The organism is Nocardia sp. NBC_01503 (genome assembly GCF_036327755.1).
GTDB lineage: Bacteria > Actinomycetota > Actinomycetes > Mycobacteriales > Mycobacteriaceae > Nocardia.
This window is the reverse complement of the sequence record NZ_CP109596.1, coordinates 2377661-2399834: the sequence shown is the minus strand read 5'-3', so window position 1 is coordinate 2399834 and position 22174 is coordinate 2377661. Positions and strand designations below refer to the sequence as shown.

Sequence of the window (22174 nt, the reverse complement as noted above, 5' to 3'; positions counted from 1 at the left end):
CCCCGCGAACCCCGCATACCGGAGCCCACGCGCGGCAATACCTTCTTCCACTACGCTGGGCTCCCGTGACCGTCGCATCCCCCTTCGATCTCATCGTCGTCGGCTCCGGCTTCTTCGGGCTGACCATCGCCGAACGCACCGCCAACCTGCTGGGTAAGCGGGTGCTGGTGGTCGACCGCCGCTACCACCTGGGTGGTAACGCATATTCGGAGGCGGAGCCTGAGACCGGCATCGAAATCCACAAGTACGGTGCCCACCTTTTCCACACCTCGAACAAGCGGGTGTGGGACTACGTGAATCAGTTCACCGAGTTCACCAACTACCAGCACCGGGTCTTCGCGCTGCACAAGGGCCAGGCTTACCAATTCCCCATGGGTCTGGGCCTGATCTCCCAGTTCTACGGTCGCTACTTCAGCCCACAGGAAGCCCGCGCGCTGATCGCCGAGCAGGCCGCCGAAATCGACACCAAAGACGCCGCCAACCTCGAGGAGAAGGCGATCTCCCTGATCGGCCGCCCCCTCTACGAGGCGTTCATTCGCGATTACACCGCCAAGCAGTGGCAGACCGACCCCAAGAATCTGCCCGCCGGCAATATCACCCGACTGCCCGTCCGCTACACCTTCGACAACCGATACTTCAACGACGCGTACGAGGGTTTGCCCAAGGATGGTTACACCGCCTGGCTGACCAAGATGGCCGAGAGCGACCTCATCGAGGTCCGCGTGGACACCGACTGGTTCGACGTCCGCGACGATATCCGCGCGCAGAACCCGGACGCCCCGGTCGTCTACACCGGACCGCTGGACGCCTACTTCGACTATGCCGAAGGTGAACTCGGCTGGCGCACCATCGATTTCGAGACCGAGGTCTTGGAAACCGGTGACTTCCAAGGCACTTCGGTCATGAACTACAACGATGGCGACGTGTCCTACACCCGCATCATCGAGCCGCGCCACTTCCACCCCGAGCGGGACTACCCCACGGACAAGACGGTCATCATGCGCGAATACTCGCGCTTCGCCCAGACCGGCGATGAACCGTACTACCCCATCAACACCCCCGAGGACCGCGCCAAGGTGCTTGCCTACCGCGAGCGCGCCAAGGCCGAAACCGCCTCGGCCAAGGTGCTTTTCGGTGGCCGCCTGGGCACCTACCAGTACCTGGACATGCATATGGCCATCGGCGCCGCGCTCAGCATGTTCGACAATGTGCTGCGCCCGCACCTGGAGTCCGGTGCGCCGCTGGTAGATACCGCCGAATGACCGCACAAGCGACGCTGGAAGAGATGACCACCGAGACCCGCGCCAAGTCGCTGCTGCAGCGCATCATCCTGCCGCGGCCGGGTGAACCCCTCGATGTGCGCAAGCTGTACCTCGAGGAGTCCGACACCAATGCCAAGCGGGCGCACGCGCCCACGCGCACCTCGCTGTCCATCGGCGCGGAGTCCGAGGTGTCGTTCTGCACCTACTTCAATGCCGTCCCGGCCAGCTACTGGCGGCGCTGGAGCATCCTGCGGTCCGTGGTGTTGCGGTTGGAACTCTCCGGCCACGGTCGCGTGGACGTGTACCGCTCCAAGGCGGACGGTTCGCGAATCCATGTGCAGGGCAGTGAGTTCAGCACACCCGGCGGCGCGCACGACACCCTCGTCGAGTTCGAGGTGGATCTGGGCCCGTTCGAGGACGGTGGCTGGATCTGGTTCGACATCACCACCGACAGCGCGGTCGAGGTGCGCAGCGGTGGCTGGTACGCGCCGATCGAAGCGCCGGGTGAGGGCAGCATCGCCGTCGGCATGCCCACCTTCAACCGGCCCACCGATGCGGTGAAAACCATTGCAGCCCTTGGCAATGATCCGCTGGTGCTGGAGAAGATCAAGGCCGTCATCATTCCGGATCAGGGCAATCGCAAGGTTGTCGACGAGCCGGGATTCGCCGAAGCCGCACTGCCCCTTGGTGATCGGCTCGCCATCCATAACCAGCCGAACCTCGGCGGGTCCGGTGGCTACAGCCGCGTCATGTACGAGGCGCTCAAGACCACCGATGCCGAGTACATCGTCTATATGGACGATGACATCGAGATCGAGCCCGACAGCATTCTGCGCGCGCTGGCTTTCTCGCGATTCGCCAAGTCGCCCATCCTGACCGGCGGCCAGATGCTCAACCTGCAGGAGCGTTCACACCTGCACGTCATGGGCGAGATCGTGGACCGCTCCATCTTCATGTGGACCGCGCCCGCGAATGTGGACTACGACCACGACTTCTCGAAGAATCCGCTCAGCGACCGCGACAACTCGAAGCTGTTGCACCGTCGCATCGATGTGGACTTCAACGGCTGGTGGACCTGCGTCATCCCGCGCCAGGTGGCCGAGGAGATCGGGCAGCCGCTGCCGTTGTTCCTCAAGTGGGATGATGTCGAATACGGTTTGCGCGCAAGGGATCACGGCTATCCGACCGTCACCCTGCCGGGTGCCGCGGTATGGCACATGGCCTGGAGCGACAAGGACGACGCCATCGATTGGCAGGCGTACTTCCACCTGCGCAACCGTCTCGTGGTCGCCTCGCTGCATCTGCCGAACGACGGTCGTCCGATGGTGGTCAACACCATCAAGGCGACGCTGAAACACCTGCTGTGCCTTGAATATTCGACTGTCGCCATTCAGAACGAGGCCATCCGCGATTACCTCGCGGGCCCGGACAAGCTGTTCGAATTGCTGCCCTCCGCGCTCGGCAAGGTGCACGCCATGCGCAAGGAGTTCCCGGACGCGGTGGTCGTACCGTCCTCGACCGAACTGCCGATGGCCAGCCGCGCCGAGGTCGGCGCGGTCGGCGAACCGGGCAACCCGCTCGCCAAGGTCGTGCGGCTCGGCAGGGGCGTCGTGCACAACTTCCGCAAGGCCAACCCCGCGCATCACGAGACGCCGCAGTTGAACGTCCCGACCCTCGATGCCCGCTGGTTCCTGCTGTCGCAGGTGGACGGTGTCACCGTCACCACCGCCGACGGCCGCGGTGTGGTCTACCGCAAGCGCGATCCGCGTCAGGCCGCCGCGCTCTTCAAGGAGGCCATGCGCCTGCGCAAGGAACTGGCCGAGCGCTTCCCCGAAGTGCGCGAGCAGTATCGTGCGGCGCATTCGCATCTCACCAGTAAGTCCGCGTGGGAGAACACCTTCGGTATCGACTCAGGGAACGAGACCAAATGACAGCGAGCCAGGCCGCCGAGCCGGACCGCGGGTTGCACGTGGTTCCGGAGGCCCCGGCCCCGGCCGCGCCGCCCGAGGTCAAGGTCCTGAACCTGGTGCAGGGCACCATCGGACAGCGCCCGGCGGTCGTCAAGGCCGCGCGCGGAATGTCGCACTTCGGTGAGCATTCGCTCGGTTGGATCGGTATCGCGGCGGTCGGCGCGCTCGCCGACAAACCGCGCCGCCGCCAGTGGGCCGGGGTCGCGGTCGGCGCGTTCGGTGCGCACGCCGCCTCGGTGGTGATCAAGCGGATCGTTCGCCGTCCGCGCCCGAACGATCCATCGGTGCAGGTCAACGTGTCGACGCCGAGCAAGCTGAGCTTCCCGTCCTCGCACGCGACCTCGACCACGGCAGCGGCTGTGTTGCTCGGCAGGCTCACCGGGTTACCCTTGCCCGCGGTGCTCGTCCCGCCGATGCTGCTGTCCCGGGTCGTCCTCGGGGTGCATTACCCATCCGACGTGCTCGCCGGTTCCGCGCTGGGCGCCGCATCAGCCGCTGTTGTGCTTGCCGCCGAAAAGAGACTCGCGAAGTGACCGCGCAGGAAGAAAGAGCCCTTGTTGACATGAGCGAAGAGCCGACCAGCACCGAGCTGGACGAGGCAGTTGTCAAGGGCCCGCCCAAGACCCTGGCCGGGGGTCTGGTCAAGGCCATGCGCCCGCGGCAGTGGGTCAAGAACGTGCTGGTGCTCGCCGCGCCACTGGCCGCGGGTAAGACCGACGCCGGTGACCTGGTGCTCACCGACGCGGCCGTGCTCGGCCATGTCGCCATCGCGTTCGTGGTCTTCTGCATGGCGGCCTCGGGCATCTACCTGGTCAACGACGCACTGGACGTGGAGGCCGACCGGGCCCACCCGACCAAGCGCTACCGGCCCATCGCCGCCGGTGTGGTGCCGGTGAACCTGGCCTACGGGCTCTCGGCCGTGCTGCTGGTCGGCGCCATCGCGGGATCGTTCCTCGCGTCCTGGCATCTGGCGGTCGTGATGGCCGTGTACATCGGCATCCAGCTCGCCTACTGCTTCGGCCTCAAGCACCAGGCCGTCCTCGATATCTGCATCGTCTCCTCCGGCTTCCTGCTGCGCGCGATCGCCGGTGGTGCCGCCGCGGATATCAAGCTCTCCCAGTGGTTCCTGCTCATCATGGCCTTCGGTTCGCTGTTCATGGCGGCCGGAAAGCGCTACGCGGAGTTGAAGATCGCGCTCGACACCGGCGCCAAGATTCGCAAGTCGTTGCAGTACTACACCGCCACCTACCTGCGCTTCGTCTGGACCGTCTCGGCCACCGCGGTGGTCGTGTTCTACGGGCTGTGGGCGTTCGAACAGGGCCGGGTCAAGGACACCGATTGGTTCGCGATCTCCATGATCCCGTTCGTCATCGCGGTCCTGCGCTACGCGGTGGATGTCGACGGCGGCGAAGCCGGTGAACCTGAAGAGATCGCCCTGGGGGACCGGGTCCTCCAGTTCCTCGCAATCGCCTGGATCGGAGCGGTAGGTGTCGCTGTCTATCTCACCTGACGTGGTAGAGGGAGAAGAGCGAGAGGGAGGCGCGCCGACGGCACAATTGCCGCTCGGGCGCGGCCATCGGCGTGCGGATTCGTCCGGACGCCGTTTCTCGCGACTATCCCGCACTGTCTTCGTCGGTGGGATCGTGCTGACCGCGACCCTCTTCGCGGCCGGTGGCTGGCAGCGGCGCTGGATCGCCGACGACGGTCTGATCGTGCTGCGCACGGTGCGAAACCTGATGGCGGGCAACGGCCCGGTCTTCAATGCGGGTGAACGCGTCGAAACCAATACCAGTACCGCCTGGACCTACCTGGTCTGGTTCTTCAGCTGGCTGACCGAGCTGCGGCTGGAGTACGTGGTGCTCGGCATCGCGCTCACGCTGTCGGTGCTCGCGATCGTCTTCGCCATGCTCGGCTCGGCCCGGCTGTGGGGCGGCACCAAGGCCGCCTTCCTGGTTCCGGCGGGCGCGCTGGTCTATATCGCGGTGCCCCCGGCCCGCGACTACGCCACCTCCGGCCTGGAGTCCAGCCTGGTGATCGCCTGGCTGGCGGTGCTGTGGTGGTTGCTGATTCGCTGGAGCCAGGCCGAACGGGTCCGGCTGACAAGCTTTTTCGGCCTGGTGTTCTTCGCCGGGCTGGCGCCGCTCATCCGACCCGAGATGACCCTGGTCGGCGCGCTGGCACTGCTCATGATCTTCTGCGCGCCGCTGCCCGAGACCCGGCTGCGGCCGATCGTCTTCCGCGCGGTCATCGTCGCGGTGGCGGGTCTGGTGCCGGTCGCGTACCAGGTCTGGCGGATGGGCTATTACGGTCTGCCCTATCCGAATACGGCCGTGTCCAAGGATGCGGGCGGTGCGAAGTGGAAGCAGGGCTTCGTTTACCTGTGGAATTTCGTGGGCCCGTACTGGCTGCTGATCCCGCTGGTGCTGCTGGCCGTCGCCGCGGTCATCGCGTGGTGGACGACCCCCTCGTCATCCGGGCGTGTTTTCGGCCGGTATCTCACCTCCGCGAATCAGTCCGCCGAGGGCGATGAGCCCGCCGCGGCACCGGACAAGAGCTGGCGCAATCGGATTCACCGCGTCAGCGTGTGGCTGCACACGCCCGCCGCGGTGGTCGCGCTCATGGTCGGCAGTGGTCTGCTGCTGACCGTCTACGAGATCCGCGTCGGCGGCGACTTCATGCACGGCCGCATGCTGCTGCCGCAGCTGTTCTGCCTCATCCTGCCGGTGGCGGTGCTGCCGATCCGGGTGCCGCAGACGCTGTTCGGCGGTGCGGACGGGGTGCGCAAACGCGGTATGCGCGCCTCGGATTGGGCCTTCGCGGTGGTGCTGGCCGGTTTCCTCGGTACGGCGGGCTGGGCGCTGTTCGCGGCGAACACCACCGCCATCACCACCGGAACCAAGATCAGCTCCACCGGCATCGTGGACGAGCGGATCTACTACGTCCTCAATACCGGTCACGATCATCCGATCCGCGCCGAGGATTATCTGGACTATCCGCGCATGCGCGCCATGGTCCGAGATATCCGCGACACCCCCAATGGTGGACTGCTGTTGAATTCGCCGTCCTTCATGTTCTGGTACGTCGCACCGCCGCCGCAGCCCATCCCGGCCGAGGGCGCCGGACATACCGTGTTCTTCCTGAATCTCGGTATGACCAGCATGAACGTACCGCTGGATGTGCGCGTCATCGATCAGATGGGGCTGGCGTATCCGCTTGCGGCGCATACCGAACGGCTCACCGATGGTCGCATCGGACATGACAAGAACCTCTACCCGGACTGGGTCGTGGTGGACGCGGGCATGGTGGATCAGAAGCCGTGGCTGCCCTGGTTCATGGATGACAAGTGGGTGGCGCAGGCGCGAGTCGCGCTGAGCTGTCCGGCCACCCAGGACTTGCTGGCCTCCTCGCGGTCGCCGCTGACCTTCGACCGGTGGCGGCACAATTTGGTGCAGGCGCTGGGCTTCTCGAAGTACCGCATCGATCGGGTGCCGAAGTACGAGATCGAGCGGTGCGGATTGGTCGATCCGTTCCCGTCGTACCCGAAGTAGTCCGAGGCCCGGGTGGTACCCGGGCAAAATTCACACTGCGTATATTCACTGAGCCCCACGGCGGCGGCCCTTTAGCACAGGGCCGCCGCCGTTGTGTCCGTTTCGAGACGTCAAACCGATATCGCATCTCGGTTTGGTAACACCCGGTGGGTCTTTCCGCGATAGCATCCACGGGTACGCCCGTAGCGAACCATCTTCGTATGTGTCGCAACGGTTGTCGCAATACTGATGGAGGCCGCACAAGATGCGAGGCTTGACTGTGAGTGGGGCACAGGAGAATCCGGCAGGGGACGGAGAATCCGCAGGGCGCGTATGGACCAGGCGGTCCGCTCTGGGTCTGGCCGCGGCCGCTCTGCTACCGCTCGGGATATCGGTAGCGGGACCGGGGAGCACGCCCATCGCGCGCGCCGCGTTCGATCCGACCGGTATGGATTTCTGGGTCGATTCGAGTATGGGGCCCATCAAGTCCCGGGTGTTCCGGGCCGCCGATGGAAATACCAACCGGGTCGTCTATGCCCTGGACGGTATGCGCGCCCGCGACGATCTGAACGGCTGGGAGATCGAGACCAATGCCGCGCACACGCTGACCGCGGCCAATATCAATGTGGTCATGCCGGTCGGCGGTATGTCCTCCTTCTACGCCGACTGGACCTCGCCGAGCACCTTCCTCGGTATTCCGGCGGGCACCCTGTCCGGTACGGGATCCGGTGCGGCACAGGCGCTCGCGGGCGGGCCGGGTAAGACCTCCACCTACAAGTGGGAGACCTTCCTGTCCCAGAACCTGCCCGCCGCACTGCGAGATCGCCTGGGCTTCAGCTCGACTCGCAACGGTGTGGTCGGCCTCTCCATGAGCGGCAGCTCCGCGCTGGTGCTGGCCGCCTACTATCCGAGCCAATTCTGCTATGCCGCTTCGCTGTCCGGCGCGCTTAACCTGTCCATGTCCGGTATGCGCGATGCCGTGCGCGTCGCCATGCTCGACGCGGGCGGCTACAACGTCGACGCGCTGGCCAAGGCCAAGGACGCCAAATGGCAGCACCTCGATCCGTACACCTTCGCGCCGAAGTTGAAGGCCAACAACACCAGGCTCTTCATCTCCGCGGGCAGCGGCCTGCCCTCCTCGGCCGATGCCATCAACGCCTCGACCATTCAGGGCATGGGTATCGAGGCCATCGCGCTGGTGGGCACCAAGTCTTTTCAGGCTCGCTTCAACAGCCTGGGCGGTAAGAACGTGGTGTACGACTTCCCGGCGGTCGGCGTACACAACTGGAAGAACTGGGAGAGTGAGATGAACCGTCTCGTACCGGATTTGTCCGCGAACATCGGCTGATTCGGTTGCCGGATCCACATTCACAGCAACCCCGCAGTCTTCGCACAGCGGGGGATTTGTGCCCCAGGTTGTAGCAACATGCTGGTACAGACCATAAAAAGCCGCTTTAGTGGCCCGGGTCACATATGTCTCATTCCGATAACGCCCAGTTAGCCATAGGACGATAGGCTCCCCGAGACGCCCGCCGTGCCCCGCGATCGCACGGTGGAGACGAACGACATGAAAGGCCTGATGATGCGAGGCGCGCAGGAGAGACGTCGGAGAACGAGCGGCGGTTGGATCAAGAGGTCGGCGGTTGGCGTGGCCTTGGCGCTACTGGTGCCGTTCGGGGTGTCGGCGGCAGGCGCGGCAGGAACAGCCAACGCGGCCTTCGATCCCTCCGCCTTCGACTTCTGGGTCGACTCGTCCACCGGAATGGGTCCGATCAAGACCCGTATCTTCCGCGCGGCCGACGGCAATACCGATCGCGTCGTCTACGCGCTCGACGGTATGCGCGCCACCGAGATTCTGAACGGCTGGGAGAACGACACCGATGTCGCCCGCGCGCTGACCGCCGCGAACATCAATGTCGTCATGCCCGTCGGCGGCCAGTCCAGCTTCTACGCGGACTGGGCCTCGCCCAGCACCTTCCTCGGTGTCCCCGGTGGCACCGGCTCCGGTTCGCTCTCCTCCTCCGGTTCGGCCTCGGGCTCCTCGTCGGGCTCCGGCGCCTTCCAGCTCATGTCCGGTGGTCCGGGCAAGAGCTACCGCTACACCTGGGAGACGTTCCTGACCCAGGACCTGCGCAACGCACTGCGCGATCGACTCGGCTTCCGTTCCACCCGCAATGGCGTGTTCGGTCTGTCCATGGGCGGTTCGGCCGCGCTGACCCTCGCGGCCTACCACCCGGATCAGTTCAGCTACGCGGGCTCGTTCTCGGGTTACCTGAACATCTCCGCCCCCGGCATGCGTGAGGCCATGCGCCTGGCCATGGTCGACGCCGGGGGCTACAACGTCGACTCCATGGCGCTGCCGTGGAGCCCGGCCTGGCTGCGCATGGATCCGTTCGTGTTCGCGCCGATGTTGAAGAACAACAACACCCGCCTGTGGATCTCCGCCGCGAGCGCCATCCCGGCTGCGGGTGATGTCACCTCGGTCATGTCGGTCATTCAGGGGATGCCCCTGGAAGCGCTCGCACTGGTCAACACCCGTGCCTTCCAGGCGCGCATGATGGCCATCGGCGCGGGCAATGTCACATACGACTTCCCGGGTACCGGTGTGCACAACTGGAACAACTGGGCCGCCGAGGTCTACCGCATGATCCCGGACCTGTCGAACAACATCGGTTGATCCGCTCGTGCGCTCAGGGGCTCTGCCCCTGAAACCCAACCGCATAGGAAAGGCACCCGTCCGAACAGGGCGGGGGCCTTCTCTTGCGTAACACGCCGAGTTGATGAGCCGCTCGAGCCGCTGTATCGCAGATGATCAGTTCGCAAGCTCGGTTCTGCTCCAACGAGAGGGCTAGGTCGATGCGCGGTTCGGGTTTGAAACGATTGATTCTCGGCGTCACCGCGACGCTGCTGGTTCCACTGGGCATTACGGTGCTCGGATCTCCACCCGCTTCGGCGGCGTTCAATCCGGCCGCCTTCGACTTCTGGGTCGACTCTCCGGTGATGGGTCCGATCAAGACGCGCATTCTGCGTGCGGCCGATGGCAATACCGACCGCGTCGTCTACGCGCTCGACGGTATGCGCGCCACCGAACTCCTGAACGGCTGGGAGAACGACACCAACGTCGCCGAGGTGCTGGCCGGCTGGAATATCAATGTGGTCATGCCGGTGGGCGGTGAGTCCAGTTTCTACGCCGACTGGAACTCGCCGAGTTCCTTCTTCGGCGTCCCGGCCGGTGCGGGTTCCTCCGCGGCCAATACCGGTTCGGGTGCCACCGAGGCGATGGGCGCGGGGCCGGGTAAGAGCTACCGGTACGACTGGGAGACCTTCCTGACCAATCAGCTGCGCTGGGCGCTGCGAGATCGGCTGGGGTTCAACCCGAATCGCAACGGTGTGTTCGGCCTGTCCATGGGTGGTTCGGCCGCGCTGACACTGGCCGCCTACCACCCGGATCAGTTCAGCTACGCCGGTTCGTATTCGGGCTATCTGAATATCTCCGCGCCGTCGATGCGCGAGTTGATCCGCGCCGCCATGATCGACGCGGGCGGCTACAACGTCGACTCGATGGCTCCGCCGTGGGGTGATCAGTGGCTGCGGATGGATCCGTTCGTCTTCGCACCGACGCTGATCGCCAACAACACTCGGCTCTGGATCGCGGCGGGCAGTGGTTCGCCGATGCCGCAGGATCTGGATATCCCGCTGGGGGCCGCGGCCGATCGGCTGGTGCGTGGTTCGCCGCTGGAGGCATTGGCGCTGGCGAACACCCGCGCTTTCCAGGTTCGGATGGATACGCTCGGTGCGCGAAATGTCGTGTATTCCTTCCCGCCGACCGGTCTGCACGCCTGGACCAACTGGCAGGAAGAGGCATATCGGATGATTCCGGACATGTCGGCGAATATCGGGTAACCACAGAGCAATCCGCGCCGAACGAGCTCCCCGCCCAATTGTGGGCGGGGAGCTTTTCGCTTCAGGTGATTCTTCGGATCTCGTCACAATTTGGTCTCCGGGGCGTTTTTCGGTCGATCGGCTCCGAATATCGGCCTATAGAGAAGCGAGCGCTTCTCCATTCGGTGTGATCAACGACGATCGCGGTGAAAGGCGAATCGATGACGAAGCTGCGCCGCTCGGTCGTGGGCTTGGCAATGGCACTGGCCATGCCCTGGGCGGTCGCGGTGGGTCCGGGTGCGGCTCCGGCCGCCGCGGCATTCGATCCGGCCGGATCCGACTTCTGGGTCGACTCGAGTATGGGTCCGATCAAGTCGCGGATCTTCCGCGCCGCGGATGGCAATACCCAGCGCGTGGTCTATGCCCTGGACGGTCTGCGCGCGCGAAATGACCTGTCCGGTTGGGAGATCGACACCGACGTGGAGCGCGTACTGACCGCGTGGAACATCAATGTGGTGATGCCCATCGGCGGTCAGTCCAGCTTCTACTCGGACTGGATGGCCCCGAGCAATACCAACGGCCAAACCACCGCATACGCCTGGGAAACATTTCTGACCCGCGATCTGCGTAATGCGCTGGCGGCTCGGCTGGGCTTCAATCCGAACGGCAACGGCGTCTTCGGATTGTCCATGGGCGGTAGTGCGGCGCTGGTCATGGCCGCCTATCATCCGGATCAGTTCCGTTATGCCGCATCATATTCCGGTTATTTGAATATCTCCGCGCCGGGAATGCGGGAGGCGCTGCGGCTGGCGCTGCTGGACGCGGGCGGCTTCAACATCGACTCCATGTGGGGGCCGCCGTGGAGCGAATTATGGCTGCGCAACGATCCTTTCGTGTTCGCACCGCTGCTGCGGGCCAACAACACCCGACTGTGGATAGCCACCGGTAACGGTCAACCCGGTGACCGGGATACGGTGAACTCGCCACTGGACGCGTTCAACCTGACGAATGCGGCTGGACTCGAGACGGTCGCACTGGCGAATACCCGTGCGTTCCAGGCCCGTATGGACTCACTCGGTCCGAGCAATGTCGTCTTCGACTACACCCCGAACGGTGTGCACTCCTGGAAGTACTGGCAGGATCAGGTCTTCAAGATGTTGCCCGATCTCAGCGCGAACATCGGCTGACCGTAGGGATTTTCCTGTTGCCGCGACATCACTGATGATTCGCGATAAGGTCACCGCACGATTACGGTCCGGATTTAGCATCACCTTGCCAACCGCCCGGAAGGTCGAATACCCTCCAGCGAGCGCATGTGACCAGACCGTGGTAGCGCATCACTCACTTCGAAGGTCGGGATTCGTCGTGAGTGTCGATCGCTTACGCCTGCAACGGCATTGCCGTGTGCGCGAACGCGAATACAACTGAACTACAGCAGTAGAGAAGGAGCAGTATCCATGCGTTTCGGCAGGTCCGCCATGCCGGGTGGAGTCCAGTCCAGACGTGGTGCTCAGCGTGGGTGGGGCACACGACTTCTGGCTGCGAGCGCCGCGGCACTGGCCATCCCGACCGCCGCGGCAGTCGCGGCCCCGACGATCGCCATGGCCGCTCCGATCGCCAGCCCGGTGCACCGCACCCCCGCGGGCGGCTACGAAGAGTTGATGGTCCCGTCCAGTATGGGCCCGGTCAAGGTGCAGGTGCAGTGGGCCAAGAACGGTGGCAGCAAAGCGCTGTACCTGCTCGACGGTCTGCGCGCCCGCGATGACAAGAACGCCTGGTCGTTCGAGACGAACGCCATGCAGCAGTTCGAGAACGACGATGTCACCCTGGTGATGCCGGTGGGTGGTCAGTCCAGCTGGTATGCGGACTGGACCTCGGCGAGCAATACCAATGGTCAGAAGTACACCTACAAGTGGGAGACGTTCCTCACCAAGGAGCTCCCCGATTTCCTTGCCGGATACGGTGTTTCGCGTACGCAGAACGCCATTGTGGGTCTGTCGATGAGTGGTCCGGCCGCGCTGCGCATGGCCGCCTACCACCGCGATATGTTCAAGCACGCCTCTTCTTTCTCGGGTCCGCTGAACTGGAACGCGCCGGGTATGCGTGAGGCCATTCGCGTCATGATGCTCGACGCCGGTCGCTTCAATGTGGACTCGATGGCCGCGCCGTGGAGCCCGGCCTGGCTGCGTATGGACCCCTCGGTGTTCGCCCCGCAGCTCAAGGGTCTGCCGATGTACATCTCGGCCGCGAGTGGTCTGCCCAGTGGTGCGGACGCGGCGTCCGGTGCCTTCAATACCGCGAATGCCATGGGTATCGAAGCGATTTCGATGGTCACCACCCGTTTGTTCCAGGGCCGGATGAATCAGTTGGGTATCGGTCAGAATGTGACCTACGACTACCCGGCGATCGGCGTGCACAACTGGAAGAACTGGGAAGCGGAGCTGTGGAAGGCTCGCCCGCAGATTCTGCAGGCGCTGAACTCCTGATTCCCGCGTAGCAGCGATTCAGACGAAAAGGACCGGCCATCCCGAATGGGGTGGCCGGTCCTTTGCGTATGCCGAGGTTCGGAAGCCGCAGTGGCGGAGGCGAACTACTGTGGCAACTGTGGCAAGAGGTAGACGACGGAGGCCCAGATGGGGTGGGCTCGTGGCGCTTACGGCGGCTACGACCGTTCTGATAGGGGGAGGAACCGCGATCGCGGATCCCGGTGCGGCGCAGGTCTCATCGGCACCGGCTATTCGAAATGTGGTGTGGCTGAGCGATAGACGGGTCGCCCTGTGGATCGATTCACCGGCCATGGGCACCCGGATTCAAGTGCAGCTGCTGCTGGCTCGCGAATGGAACAGTAAGCCGGACACCAAGTTTCCGGCCCTGTTCATGCTCGACGGGCTGCGCGCCACCGATCAGGAGAACGGCTGGACCAAGGAGACCGGGGCGCAGGCTTTCTACGCCGACAAGAACGTCACCGTGGTACTCCCGGTCGGCGGCGAGTCCAGCTTCTACACCGACTGGCGCAAGCCGAACAATGGCAAGACCTACAGGTGGGAAACGTTCCTCACCAAGGAATTACCGCCGCTACTGGAGAAGGATTGGCGCACCACCAATGTGCGCGGCCTGGCGGGCCTGTCCATGGGCGGTACCGCGGCCATGACCCTCGCCGGTCGCAATCCTGGCTTCGCGCGTTACGCCGCCTCCTACTCCGGATGGCTGACCACCACCACTCTAGGTATGCCGCAGGCGATTCAGTACTCCATGCGCGATGCCGGCGGCTTCGAATCCGATGCCATGTGGGGGCCGCTGAACGATGCCGAATGGGGGACGCACGATCCCTACGCGCTGGCCGAGCACCTCAAGGGCGTGAGCCTGTATGTCTCCAGCGGTAGCGGCCTGGCGGGACCCAATGACATTCCCTCCGGTATCCCCGGGGTGAGCACGAACTGGGCGGGTATGGCGCTCGAGGTGCTGTCCCGGGTCTCCTCGCTCCAGTTCGTCGCCAAGTTGAACAAGCTGAGCATTCCGGTGCAGGTGAATTACCGTCCCTCCGGCACGCATTCGTGGCCCTACTGGGATTTCGAGATGCGTCAGTCCTGGCCGCAGGCCGCCGCCGCGCTGGGGGTGGAGGCCGCCAAGCCGGAGTGCGCCTCGGCGGGTGCGATTCTGCCTGTGGCACTGGCGAAATCATGGCTGGGGGAGTGCCTGACCCCGGAGTTCGCGGTGGCCGGTGGTGCGGCGCAGGATTTCAAGGGCGGCCGGGTGTTCTGGTCGCAGGCGGGTGGGGCGCATCCGGTGGGTGGAATGATCGGCGGCGCATATGAAGGAGCGGGGGGACCGACCAGTGCGCTCGGATTTCCGATTAGCGACGAAAGTCCTATTTCCGGTGGCGCACAGCAGAATTTCCAGCGCGGCTCCATTGTCTTTCACGACGGAAAAGCCGAAATACACGCCAGCTGACCGAGATACCCGCCAGTTAACCGGTTCGCACCGGTAATGTGCTCCGAGTCCGTGACGCCGGTCATCGTTGGTGTCGTTCCCCCTTTGCGGTTCAGGAGCACATTCAGATGGCAGTACAGGGTGAGTCATGCCCAGATTCGGTTCGCAATTCCATTTCGGCACAGCGTGGTTCGCTGATACAGCAGGGTTCGACGACCCGGGTCGGTTCGACGGCCCGGCGCGGGCACGGCTGGCGGCGCCGGGTGCTGGCGGCCGCCGTCGCGGCGACGGCGTTGCCGGGTGTGGCCGTATTGCCCGGGGTGTCGGGTCTGCCGGGAATGGCGGGTACCGCGCAGGCCCTGCCGCTGCGTCAATCCCCGGACGGCACAGTCGAACCCGTCGGTGAGACCGATGCCACCCCCGGCCCCGTCGCCGAGCCCGCACCGCCGCCCGCGCCCGCCGCCGAGCCCGCACCCGAACCCCCGCCGCGCCCGCGCTTCGAGGAGTTCATGGTGCCCTCCAGTATGGGGCCGGTGAAGGTGCAGGTGCAGTGGGCCAAGAATGGCGGCGATGCCGCGCTCTACCTGCTCGACGGTCTGCGCGCGCGAGATGACTTCAACGCCTGGACATTCGAGACCAATGCCCTGCAGCTCTTCGCCGATGACAATGTCACCCTGGTGATGCCGGTCGGCGGCCAATCCAGCTTCTACACCGACTGGCGCGCGCCCTCCAGCACCAACGGCCAGAAGTTCACCTATCGCTGGGAGACCTTCCTGACCCAGGAGCTGCCCGCCTTCCTGGAGCCGATGGGGGTGTCCCGCACCCGGAACGCCATCGCCGGACTCTCCATGGGCGGCTCCGCGGCGCTGGCGCTGGCCGCCTATCACCGCGATATGTTCATGCACGCCTCCTCGTTCTCCGGCTACCTGAACATCTCCGCGCCCGGTATGCGCGAGGCCATTCGCGTCGCCATGCTCGATGCCGGTCGCTTCAATGTGGATTCGATGGCGTGGCCGTGGAGCCCGCAGTGGCTGCGCATGGATCCGTTCGTCTTCGCGCCGCAGCTGCGCGGTCTGCCCATGTACATCTCGGCGTCCTGGGGTGTGCTCGGCGCGCACGATGATCCGGCCTCGGCGCGGGGTGCGTTCAACACCATGAACGCGGTGGCCCTGGAGGCGCTGTCGATGCTCAATACCGTCTCGTTCATGTCCCGGATGAATGAGCTCGGGATCGGCGCGCACTACAGCCTGCCGACCAAGGGCACGCACTCGTGGGGTTACTGGCAAGACCAGTTGACCGCGGCGCGGCCGGACATTCTGTCGGCCCTGGGCGTGTAGCCGTGAAGTCGTGCCGGACGACTCGAAAAAGAAACCGGTCGTTTGCTGATGTGCCTCCGATTCCCGCGCGTCCTACCGGCCCGCGCACCCGATCGGGGGTACAACACTTGTGTGGTTGGAGTTGTTGGTGGGACTGAGCGGGCGCGCCGCCGTTGGGCGGCATGCGCCGCTGCTGCCATGTTTCCGCTGGCAGTAGGCATTTTCGGTGGTACGGGTGCGATAGCGGGACCCGGCATGGCCTTCGCTGAACCCGAGGTGCCCGCCGGGACGCCCGCGACCGTGCAGAAATCGGTGTGGCTGGGTGATCGCCGGGTGGCCCTGTGGGTCAACTCGCCCGCGACCGGTGCGCCCGTCGAGGTGCAGTTGCTGATGCCGCGGGATTGGCGCGCCAAACCCGATGCCAAATTCCCGGTCATGTTCATGCTCGACGGTCTGCGCGCGACCGATGACGAGAACGGCTGGACCAAGGACGCCGGCGCCGCCGGATTCTTCGCCGACAAGAACGTCATGGTGGTGCTCCCGGTCGGCGGCCAATCCAGCTTCTACACCGATTGGCTCCAACCCGATCAGGGCCGCAACTACAAGTGGGAAACCTTCCTCACCAAGGAGCTCCCGCCGCTGCTGGAAAGCCAGTTCCGCGCCACCAATGTGCGTGCGGTATCCGGACTCTCGATGGGCGGCTCGGCCGCCATGATGCTCGCGGCCCGCAATCCCGGCTGGGTGCGGCACGCCGCCTCCTACTCCGGCTTCCTCACCCTGACCACGCTCGGCATGCCGCAGATGGTCAATTTCGCCATGAAGGACGCGGGCGGATTCGACTCCAACGCCATGTTCGGGCCGCCGTCCAGCCCGGAGTGGAAGTCGCACGATCCGTTCGAACTCGCCGACAAGCTCAAGGGCATCGCCCTCTACGTCTCCAGCGGTAGCGGCACCGCGGGCGCGACCGATCCGCCCGGTGAGGTCCCCGGCCTGACCACCAACTACGCGGGTATGGGCCTCGAGGTGCTGTCCCGGCTGAGCACACAGAACTTCGTCGCCAAGCTGAACAAGCTGAATATCCCGGTGCAGGTGAGCTATCGCCCGTCCGGGACGCACACCTGGCCCTACTGGGATTTCGAGATGCGCCAGTCCTGGCCGCAGATCGCCGCCTCGCTCGGCGTGGACGGCACCCCCAGCGATTGCAAGCCCGGTGGTGCGATCGGCGGGCTGCTACAGCTGAACAATTGGCTCGGCGACTGCCTCACCGGTGAGTACCCCGTCGCCAATGGCGGTGTGGCACAGGACTTCCGCAACGGTGTGGTGTTCTACTCGCCCGCCACCGGCGCACAGCCGATCACCGGCGCCATCGCGGGCAGCTACTCGGGTCTCAATGGCGCGGCCAGTGGACTGGGCTTCCCGACCGGCGGGGAGCAGCCGCTGCCCGATGGTCGCGGGCGTTTCCAATCCTTCCAGAGCGGCTCCATGTACTGGACCCCGCAGACCGGTGCGCAGATGGTGCGCGGCGCGATTCTGGACCAGTGGGGCAAACAGGGTTTCGAGCGCGGTCCGGCGGGCTATCCGAACGGTCCGGAGGCGGCGACGCCGAACCGGGACGGTGTGGTGCAGGGCTTCGAGAACGGGCCCATCTACTTCAGTCCCAAGTCCGGTGCGCATCTGGTGCAGGGTCTGATCCTGGGCCGGTACGCCCAGATCGGTTTCGAGAACAGTCCTTTCGGCTTCCCGACCGGGGAGGAGCAGCCGCTGAAGGATCTGGGCCGCTTCCTGAGTTTCGAGGGCGGCAATATCTACTGGAGTCCGCTCTCGGGCGCCTGGGGTGTGCGCAAGGGTCCGATCATGGATGCCTGGGGCGCACAGGGTTTCGAGAACGGTGGCCTGGGCTTCCCGATCGGTGATGAGGGCACGAACCCGAACGGTTCTGTGCAGCAGGCCTTCCAGGGCGGTTCGGTCGTACAGCAGGACGGACGCGCCCAAGCGTTCGGACTCGATGGCAAGCCGATCGGCGCTCCCGTGGGCGGCCCGCCGCCGGCCGAGCCCAAGCCCGCGCCGCAACCCGCGGCCGCGGCGGCGGCACCGGTCGCGCCACCCGCGGAACCCGTACTGCCTGCGGAGAACTTCCCGCTGCCCATTCCGGCCCTCGGTCCGGAAGTACGTCCAAACTGACCGGTAGGGGTTTTCCGAGGCTGCCACCGGGTAACTGCCGGGGGAGTATCGGACGCTGAGAAGTGTATGAGGTTCACAGTCGAGGCAGGCGCGGCGAGTGAGGTTGCCGCTAGCCTGGGTGCGACCTTCGAGCCCCGCAGACAGATCAAGGAAACGAACACATGCATCGGACCCGTGGAAAGGTTCTCGGCGTGGTGATGGTCTTCGCCGCGACCGGACTGCTTGCCGCCTGCGGCAACAATGATTCGACCGCGACGAGTACGCCCACGTTGGCTCCGACCACGACCAAGACCACCACCGCGGCTCCCGCCACCACCGCGCCCGGCGGCGACGCACCGTCCGATCAGCCCGGGACCTCGGAAGCCGCCCCGACCACGGTGCCGGAAGCCGAACGCCCGCAGCCCGTTCCGAGCCAGTTCCTCACCACGCCCAGCGGTACGCCGCCGTTGACCGATCGCGACAAGACCTTCATCGAGGAACTCAAGAAGCAGGGCATCAATCCGGCCGCGCCGGATATCGCGCTCACCGCGGGCAGCCTGGTCTGCCAGGGCACAGCCGAGGGCGCCACCAAGGATCAGATCATCACCTACGTGACCGCGATCGCGGGCTCCGATCCGTCCTTCGACGAGGCGAAGATGTCGGTGGATCAGGCGGGCAAGATCTACTACGACGTCGCGATCAAGAGTTACTGCAACAAGTGACGACCTCGCGACGCCGCCCCGGACGCCGGTCCAAGCCGGCGGGTTGTCTGCTGCTCATCGCCGCGATCGTGATCGTCATCATCGTGGTGCTGTTGCTGTGGTACCTGCTGGCGGGCCGGCTGCGGGTGCCGGGTCCGAAACCGCCCGGGACGAAGGAGCCGACCTCGCAGTCGGCCGACTGCCCGGATGTGCTGTTCCTGTCGCTGCCCGGCACCTGGGAGTCGAGCAGCGGTGACGATCCGTACAACCCGTCCGCGAATCCGGCGTCGCTCATGCTCAATATCTCGAACCCGGTGCGGGAGAAGTTCCCCAACGACCGGCTCGAGGTCTACACCGTCCCGTACGTGGCGCAGTTCTCCAATCCGATCGCGCTGCCGCCGGATGGTCAGCAGTCCTACAACAACAGTCGCTCGGAGGGCACCAAGCGCGCCACCGACAAGCTCGCCGCGACCTACCAGGCGTGCCCGCTCACCAATTACGTGATCGTCGGCTTCTCACAGGGCGCGGTGATCGCCGGTGACGTGGCCGCGCAGATCGGTGCGGGCAAGGGTCCGGTCCCGGCGAACAAGGTGCTGGGCGTGATGGTCATCGCGGACGGGCGGCGCGATCCGGGGCCGGGACAGGCCACCGAGATCGGGCAGGCGCCGGCCGGCGTGGGCGCGGAGGTGGCGCTGCGCGGATTGAACGTTCCCGGCATCACCATGACCGGTCCGCGAGAAGGCTTCGGCGACTTGGCCGATCGTGCCTTCACCATCTGCGCCCCGGGTGATCTGATCTGCGATTCGCCCAAGCAGGCGTTGAACCCGGCGAATCTGCTCGGCAGCGTGGGCACGCTGGTGAAGGCCGCGGGCAATCCGGTGCACAGTCTCTACAACGGATTCGTGGTGGACGACAGCGGCACCACGGCCACCCAGTGGACCGTCAACTGGGCCGATGGGCTGATCGAGAACGCCCCGCACCCCGCGCACTCCTGAAGTTCCGACCGACCCCCCAGTTTCAGGGTCACGCTGTAAAGTGCTGCGAGTTGCGGCACCGGCTGGCCCGGTGGCGCGGGTACATCCGGACAGCCAGGAGCAGGTGTTGATGACAGCAGTGGGGTTCGGCACACCCGCGCCGTCCCTCGCCCGGGTGACCCGGGTGCGGCAACTCACATCCTCGTCCCGATGCGGGCGGGTTGCGCACCCAAACAGCCACATTCGCGCCGGTGATCCCGTGTGCGCGAGTCGAGTGAGCTGGGATATGTTTAGCCGCTCCGGAGCATGGCAGGGTGGCTCCTCTGTAACATGACCCTGGTTTGAGTACATCTAGCCAATAGACGGTCACCGCGCAGACCGCAACAGAATTCTGCAGGTCGGCTCTCGAGAGAGCTCCCCGCGGGCGAAAAGTCGGGGCCCCACAAGGCAACAGCGGCATCGTCGCCGTCATTGTCGCGTGTGCCTCGGAGGAGAAGAAGGAATGGACGAGACTTTCGACGATTACCTCGACGAAACGGGGAACATCACGATTCCCGAGGGGCGCACCCTCGTCGACTACGTCGAGAAGCACACACACGGGAATGACGCCGATGATCTGGCCTACCGGTACATCGACTACTCACGTGAGCGCGACGGTGTTTATCAGGACCTGACATGGAGTCAGTTCGGCGTTCGGCTGCGCGCGGTGGCTGCACGTCTTCAGCAGGTGACCAAGCGTGGTGACCGAGTCGCGATCCTGGCCCCCCAGGGCCTGGATTACGTCATCTCCTTCTTCGCTGCCATCTACGCGGGCACCATCTCGGTACCCCTGTTCGATCCGGACGAGCCGGGCCACACCGATCGCCTGCACGCGGTGCTCGGTGACTGCACGCCCTCGGCGATTCTGACGGCCAGCTCCTCCGCCGCCGGGGTCCGCCAGTTCTTCCGCGGACTGCCCGCGGCCCAGCGGCCCCGCATCATCGCCGTCGACGCCATCCCCGACAGCGTCGGCGAGTCGTGGATCCGGCCCGATATCGCGGTTGACGATATCGCGTACCTGCAGTACACCTCGGGTTCGACACGCGTGCCCGCCGGTGTCGAGATCACCCATCGCGGTGTCGGCACCAATGTGCTGCAGATGGTGAACGCGCTGGACCTGAACTGGAATTCGCGCGGCGTCACCTGGCTCCCGCTGTACCATGACATGGGTCTGCTGACGGTGATCCTGCCCGCCGTGGGCGGTAAGTACATCACCATCATGTCGCCGTCCGCCTTCGTGCGCCGGCCCTCGCGCTGGATCCAGGAGCTGGCCGCGGTCTCCGACGGCGCCGGAACCTTCGCCGCCGCACCGAACTTCGCGTTCGAGCACGCCGCCGCGCGTGCCGTGCCGAAGGCCGGTGAATCGCTGGACCTTTCGAATGTGATCGGCCTGATCAACGGCTCCGAGCCGGTGACCACCGCCTCGATGAAGAAGTTCAACGAGGCGTTCGCGCCGTACGGCCTGCCCAAGACCGCCATCAAGCCCTGCTACGGCATGGCCGAGGCGACGCTGTTCGTCTCCGCCACCCGGCACGAGGACGAGGCCAAGGTCATCTACGTCGATCGCACCGAGCTCAATGCGGGGCAGATCGTCAAGGTCGAACAGGGCACGCCGAACTCCATCGCCCAGGTCTCCTGCGGTTATGTGGCGCTCTCGCAGTGGGGTGCCATCGTGGACCCCGAATCGGTCGATGCCCCCGAGGGCGCGACCGAACTGCCCGAGGGCCGGGTCGGCGAGATCTGGTTGCACGGCAACAATGTCGGCATCGGCTACTGGGGACGTGCCGAGGAGACCCAGAAGACCTTCCGGAATCGGATCGTCAACCGGGTCGCCGAGGGTTCGCACGCCGAGGGTGTTCCGGCCGACGGCAATTGGCTGCGCACCGGTGACTACGGCGTCTACGTGGACGGCGAGCTGTACATCACCGGCCGCGTCAAGGATCTGGTCATCGTGGACGGCCGCAATCACTACCCGCAGGATCTGGAGTTCTCCGCACAGGAGGCCTCCAAGGCGCTGCGGGCCGGCTTCATCGCCGCGTTCTCGGTGCCGGCCAATCAGCTGCCGCCGGAAGTCTTTGCCCAGGACAGCCATTCGGGCCTGAGTTTTGACGCGGACGACGGCTCCGAACAGCTGGTCATCGTGGCCGAGCGTGGTCCCGGTGCGGGCAAGGCCGATCCGGGCCCGATCGCGGATGTGGTGCGCGGGGCGATCTCCACCCGCCACGGCGTCACCGCCCGCGATGTGCTGCTGGTGCCCGCGGGTTCGATCCCGCGTACCTCCAGTGGCAAGATCGCCCGCGCCGCCTGCCGGGCCGCGTATATCGAAGGCACGCTGCGTGGTGGTTACACGCAGCAGGCTTTCCCCGATGCTCCTGACGAGGAGTGAGGCGGAGCATCTAACGTGGAGTGGCGC

The 22174-nt window shown here is 65.4% G+C and carries 15 protein-coding genes and 1 pseudogene; all 16 read left to right on the top strand.

What is annotated here, in order from left to right; genetic code table 11:
- Positions 1 to 65 precede the first annotated feature (65 nt).
- The 16 genes and pseudogenes from glf to fadD32 all read left to right on the top strand — a co-directional run bounded on the left by glf (position 66) and on the right by fadD32 (position 22147).
- Positions 66 to 1262, top strand: a complete 1197-nt coding sequence (glf, locus tag OHB26_RS10785) for a UDP-galactopyranose mutase (protein ID WP_330184043.1) — start codon at positions 66 to 68, stop codon at positions 1260 to 1262.
- Positions 1259 to 3193, top strand: coding sequence for a glycosyltransferase (locus OHB26_RS10780; RefSeq protein WP_330184042.1), 1935 nt, complete (start codon positions 1259 to 1261; stop codon positions 3191 to 3193). The genes glf and OHB26_RS10780 overlap by 4 nt, the downstream gene beginning before the upstream one ends.
- A complete protein-coding gene (locus OHB26_RS10775; RefSeq protein ID WP_330184041.1) occupies positions 3190 to 3765 on the top strand; it encodes a phosphatase PAP2 family protein in 576 nt (191 codons plus the stop codon). The genes OHB26_RS10780 and OHB26_RS10775 overlap by 4 nt, the downstream gene beginning before the upstream one ends.
- A gap of 29 nt (positions 3766 to 3794) precedes the next feature.
- Positions 3795 to 4742 carry a decaprenyl-phosphate phosphoribosyltransferase gene (locus OHB26_RS10770; protein ID WP_330184040.1) on the top strand — a complete coding sequence of 316 codons (948 nt, stop codon included), beginning with the start codon at positions 3795 to 3797 and terminating at the stop codon, positions 4740 to 4742.
- Positions 4743 to 4788: 46 nt separating this feature from the next.
- The gene (zomB, locus tag OHB26_RS10765; RefSeq protein WP_330185580.1) at positions 4789 to 6780 is read left to right on the top strand and encodes a flagellar motor control protein ZomB; all 1992 of its coding nucleotides are present in this window, start codon (positions 4789 to 4791) and stop codon (positions 6778 to 6780) included.
- A gap of 253 nt (positions 6781 to 7033) precedes the next feature.
- Complete coding sequence (locus OHB26_RS10760; protein ID WP_442942904.1) at positions 7034 to 8107, top strand: alpha/beta hydrolase; 1074 nt, start codon at positions 7034 to 7036, stop codon at positions 8105 to 8107.
- A gap of 231 nt (positions 8108 to 8338) precedes the next feature.
- Positions 8339 to 9436, top strand: coding sequence for an alpha/beta hydrolase (locus OHB26_RS10755; RefSeq protein WP_442943003.1), 1098 nt, complete (start codon positions 8339 to 8341; stop codon positions 9434 to 9436).
- A gap of 179 nt (positions 9437 to 9615) precedes the next feature.
- Positions 9616 to 10662, top strand: a complete 1047-nt coding sequence (locus OHB26_RS10750; RefSeq protein ID WP_330184038.1) for an alpha/beta hydrolase — start codon at positions 9616 to 9618, stop codon at positions 10660 to 10662.
- Positions 10663 to 10862: 200 nt separating this feature from the next.
- Positions 10863 to 11828 carry an alpha/beta hydrolase gene (locus OHB26_RS10745; RefSeq protein WP_330184037.1) on the top strand — a complete coding sequence of 322 codons (966 nt, stop codon included), beginning with the start codon at positions 10863 to 10865 and terminating at the stop codon, positions 11826 to 11828.
- Positions 11829 to 12098: 270 nt separating this feature from the next.
- Positions 12099 to 13127: an alpha/beta hydrolase gene (locus OHB26_RS10740; RefSeq protein ID WP_442942903.1), complete on the top strand. Its 1029-nt coding sequence runs from the start codon at positions 12099 to 12101 to the stop codon at positions 13125 to 13127.
- Between the two features lie 109 nt (positions 13128 to 13236).
- A pseudogene (locus OHB26_RS10735) lies at positions 13237 to 14553 on the top strand (alpha/beta hydrolase-fold protein); the annotation flags it as partial.
- 356 nt (positions 14554 to 14909) lie between these two features.
- Entirely contained in the window at positions 14910 to 15908 is a 999-nt protein-coding gene (locus OHB26_RS10730) for an alpha/beta hydrolase (protein WP_442943002.1), read from the top strand.
- A 177-nt stretch (positions 15909 to 16085) separates the two neighbouring features.
- Entirely contained in the window at positions 16086 to 18068 is a 1983-nt protein-coding gene (locus OHB26_RS10725) for an alpha/beta hydrolase-fold protein (RefSeq protein ID WP_442942902.1), read from the top strand.
- A gap of 161 nt (positions 18069 to 18229) precedes the next feature.
- Positions 18230 to 18769: a DUF732 domain-containing protein gene (locus OHB26_RS10720; protein WP_330184034.1), complete on the top strand. Its 540-nt coding sequence runs from the start codon at positions 18230 to 18232 to the stop codon at positions 18767 to 18769.
- Entirely contained in the window at positions 18766 to 19743 is a 978-nt protein-coding gene (locus OHB26_RS10715) for a cutinase family protein (RefSeq protein ID WP_330184033.1), read from the top strand. Before OHB26_RS10720 ends, OHB26_RS10715 begins: the two co-directional genes overlap by 4 nt.
- 481 nt (positions 19744 to 20224) lie before the next feature.
- A complete protein-coding gene (fadD32, locus tag OHB26_RS10710; protein ID WP_330184032.1) occupies positions 20225 to 22147 on the top strand; it encodes a long-chain-fatty-acid--AMP ligase FadD32 in 1923 nt (640 codons plus the stop codon).
- Positions 22148 to 22174 lie beyond the last annotated feature (27 nt).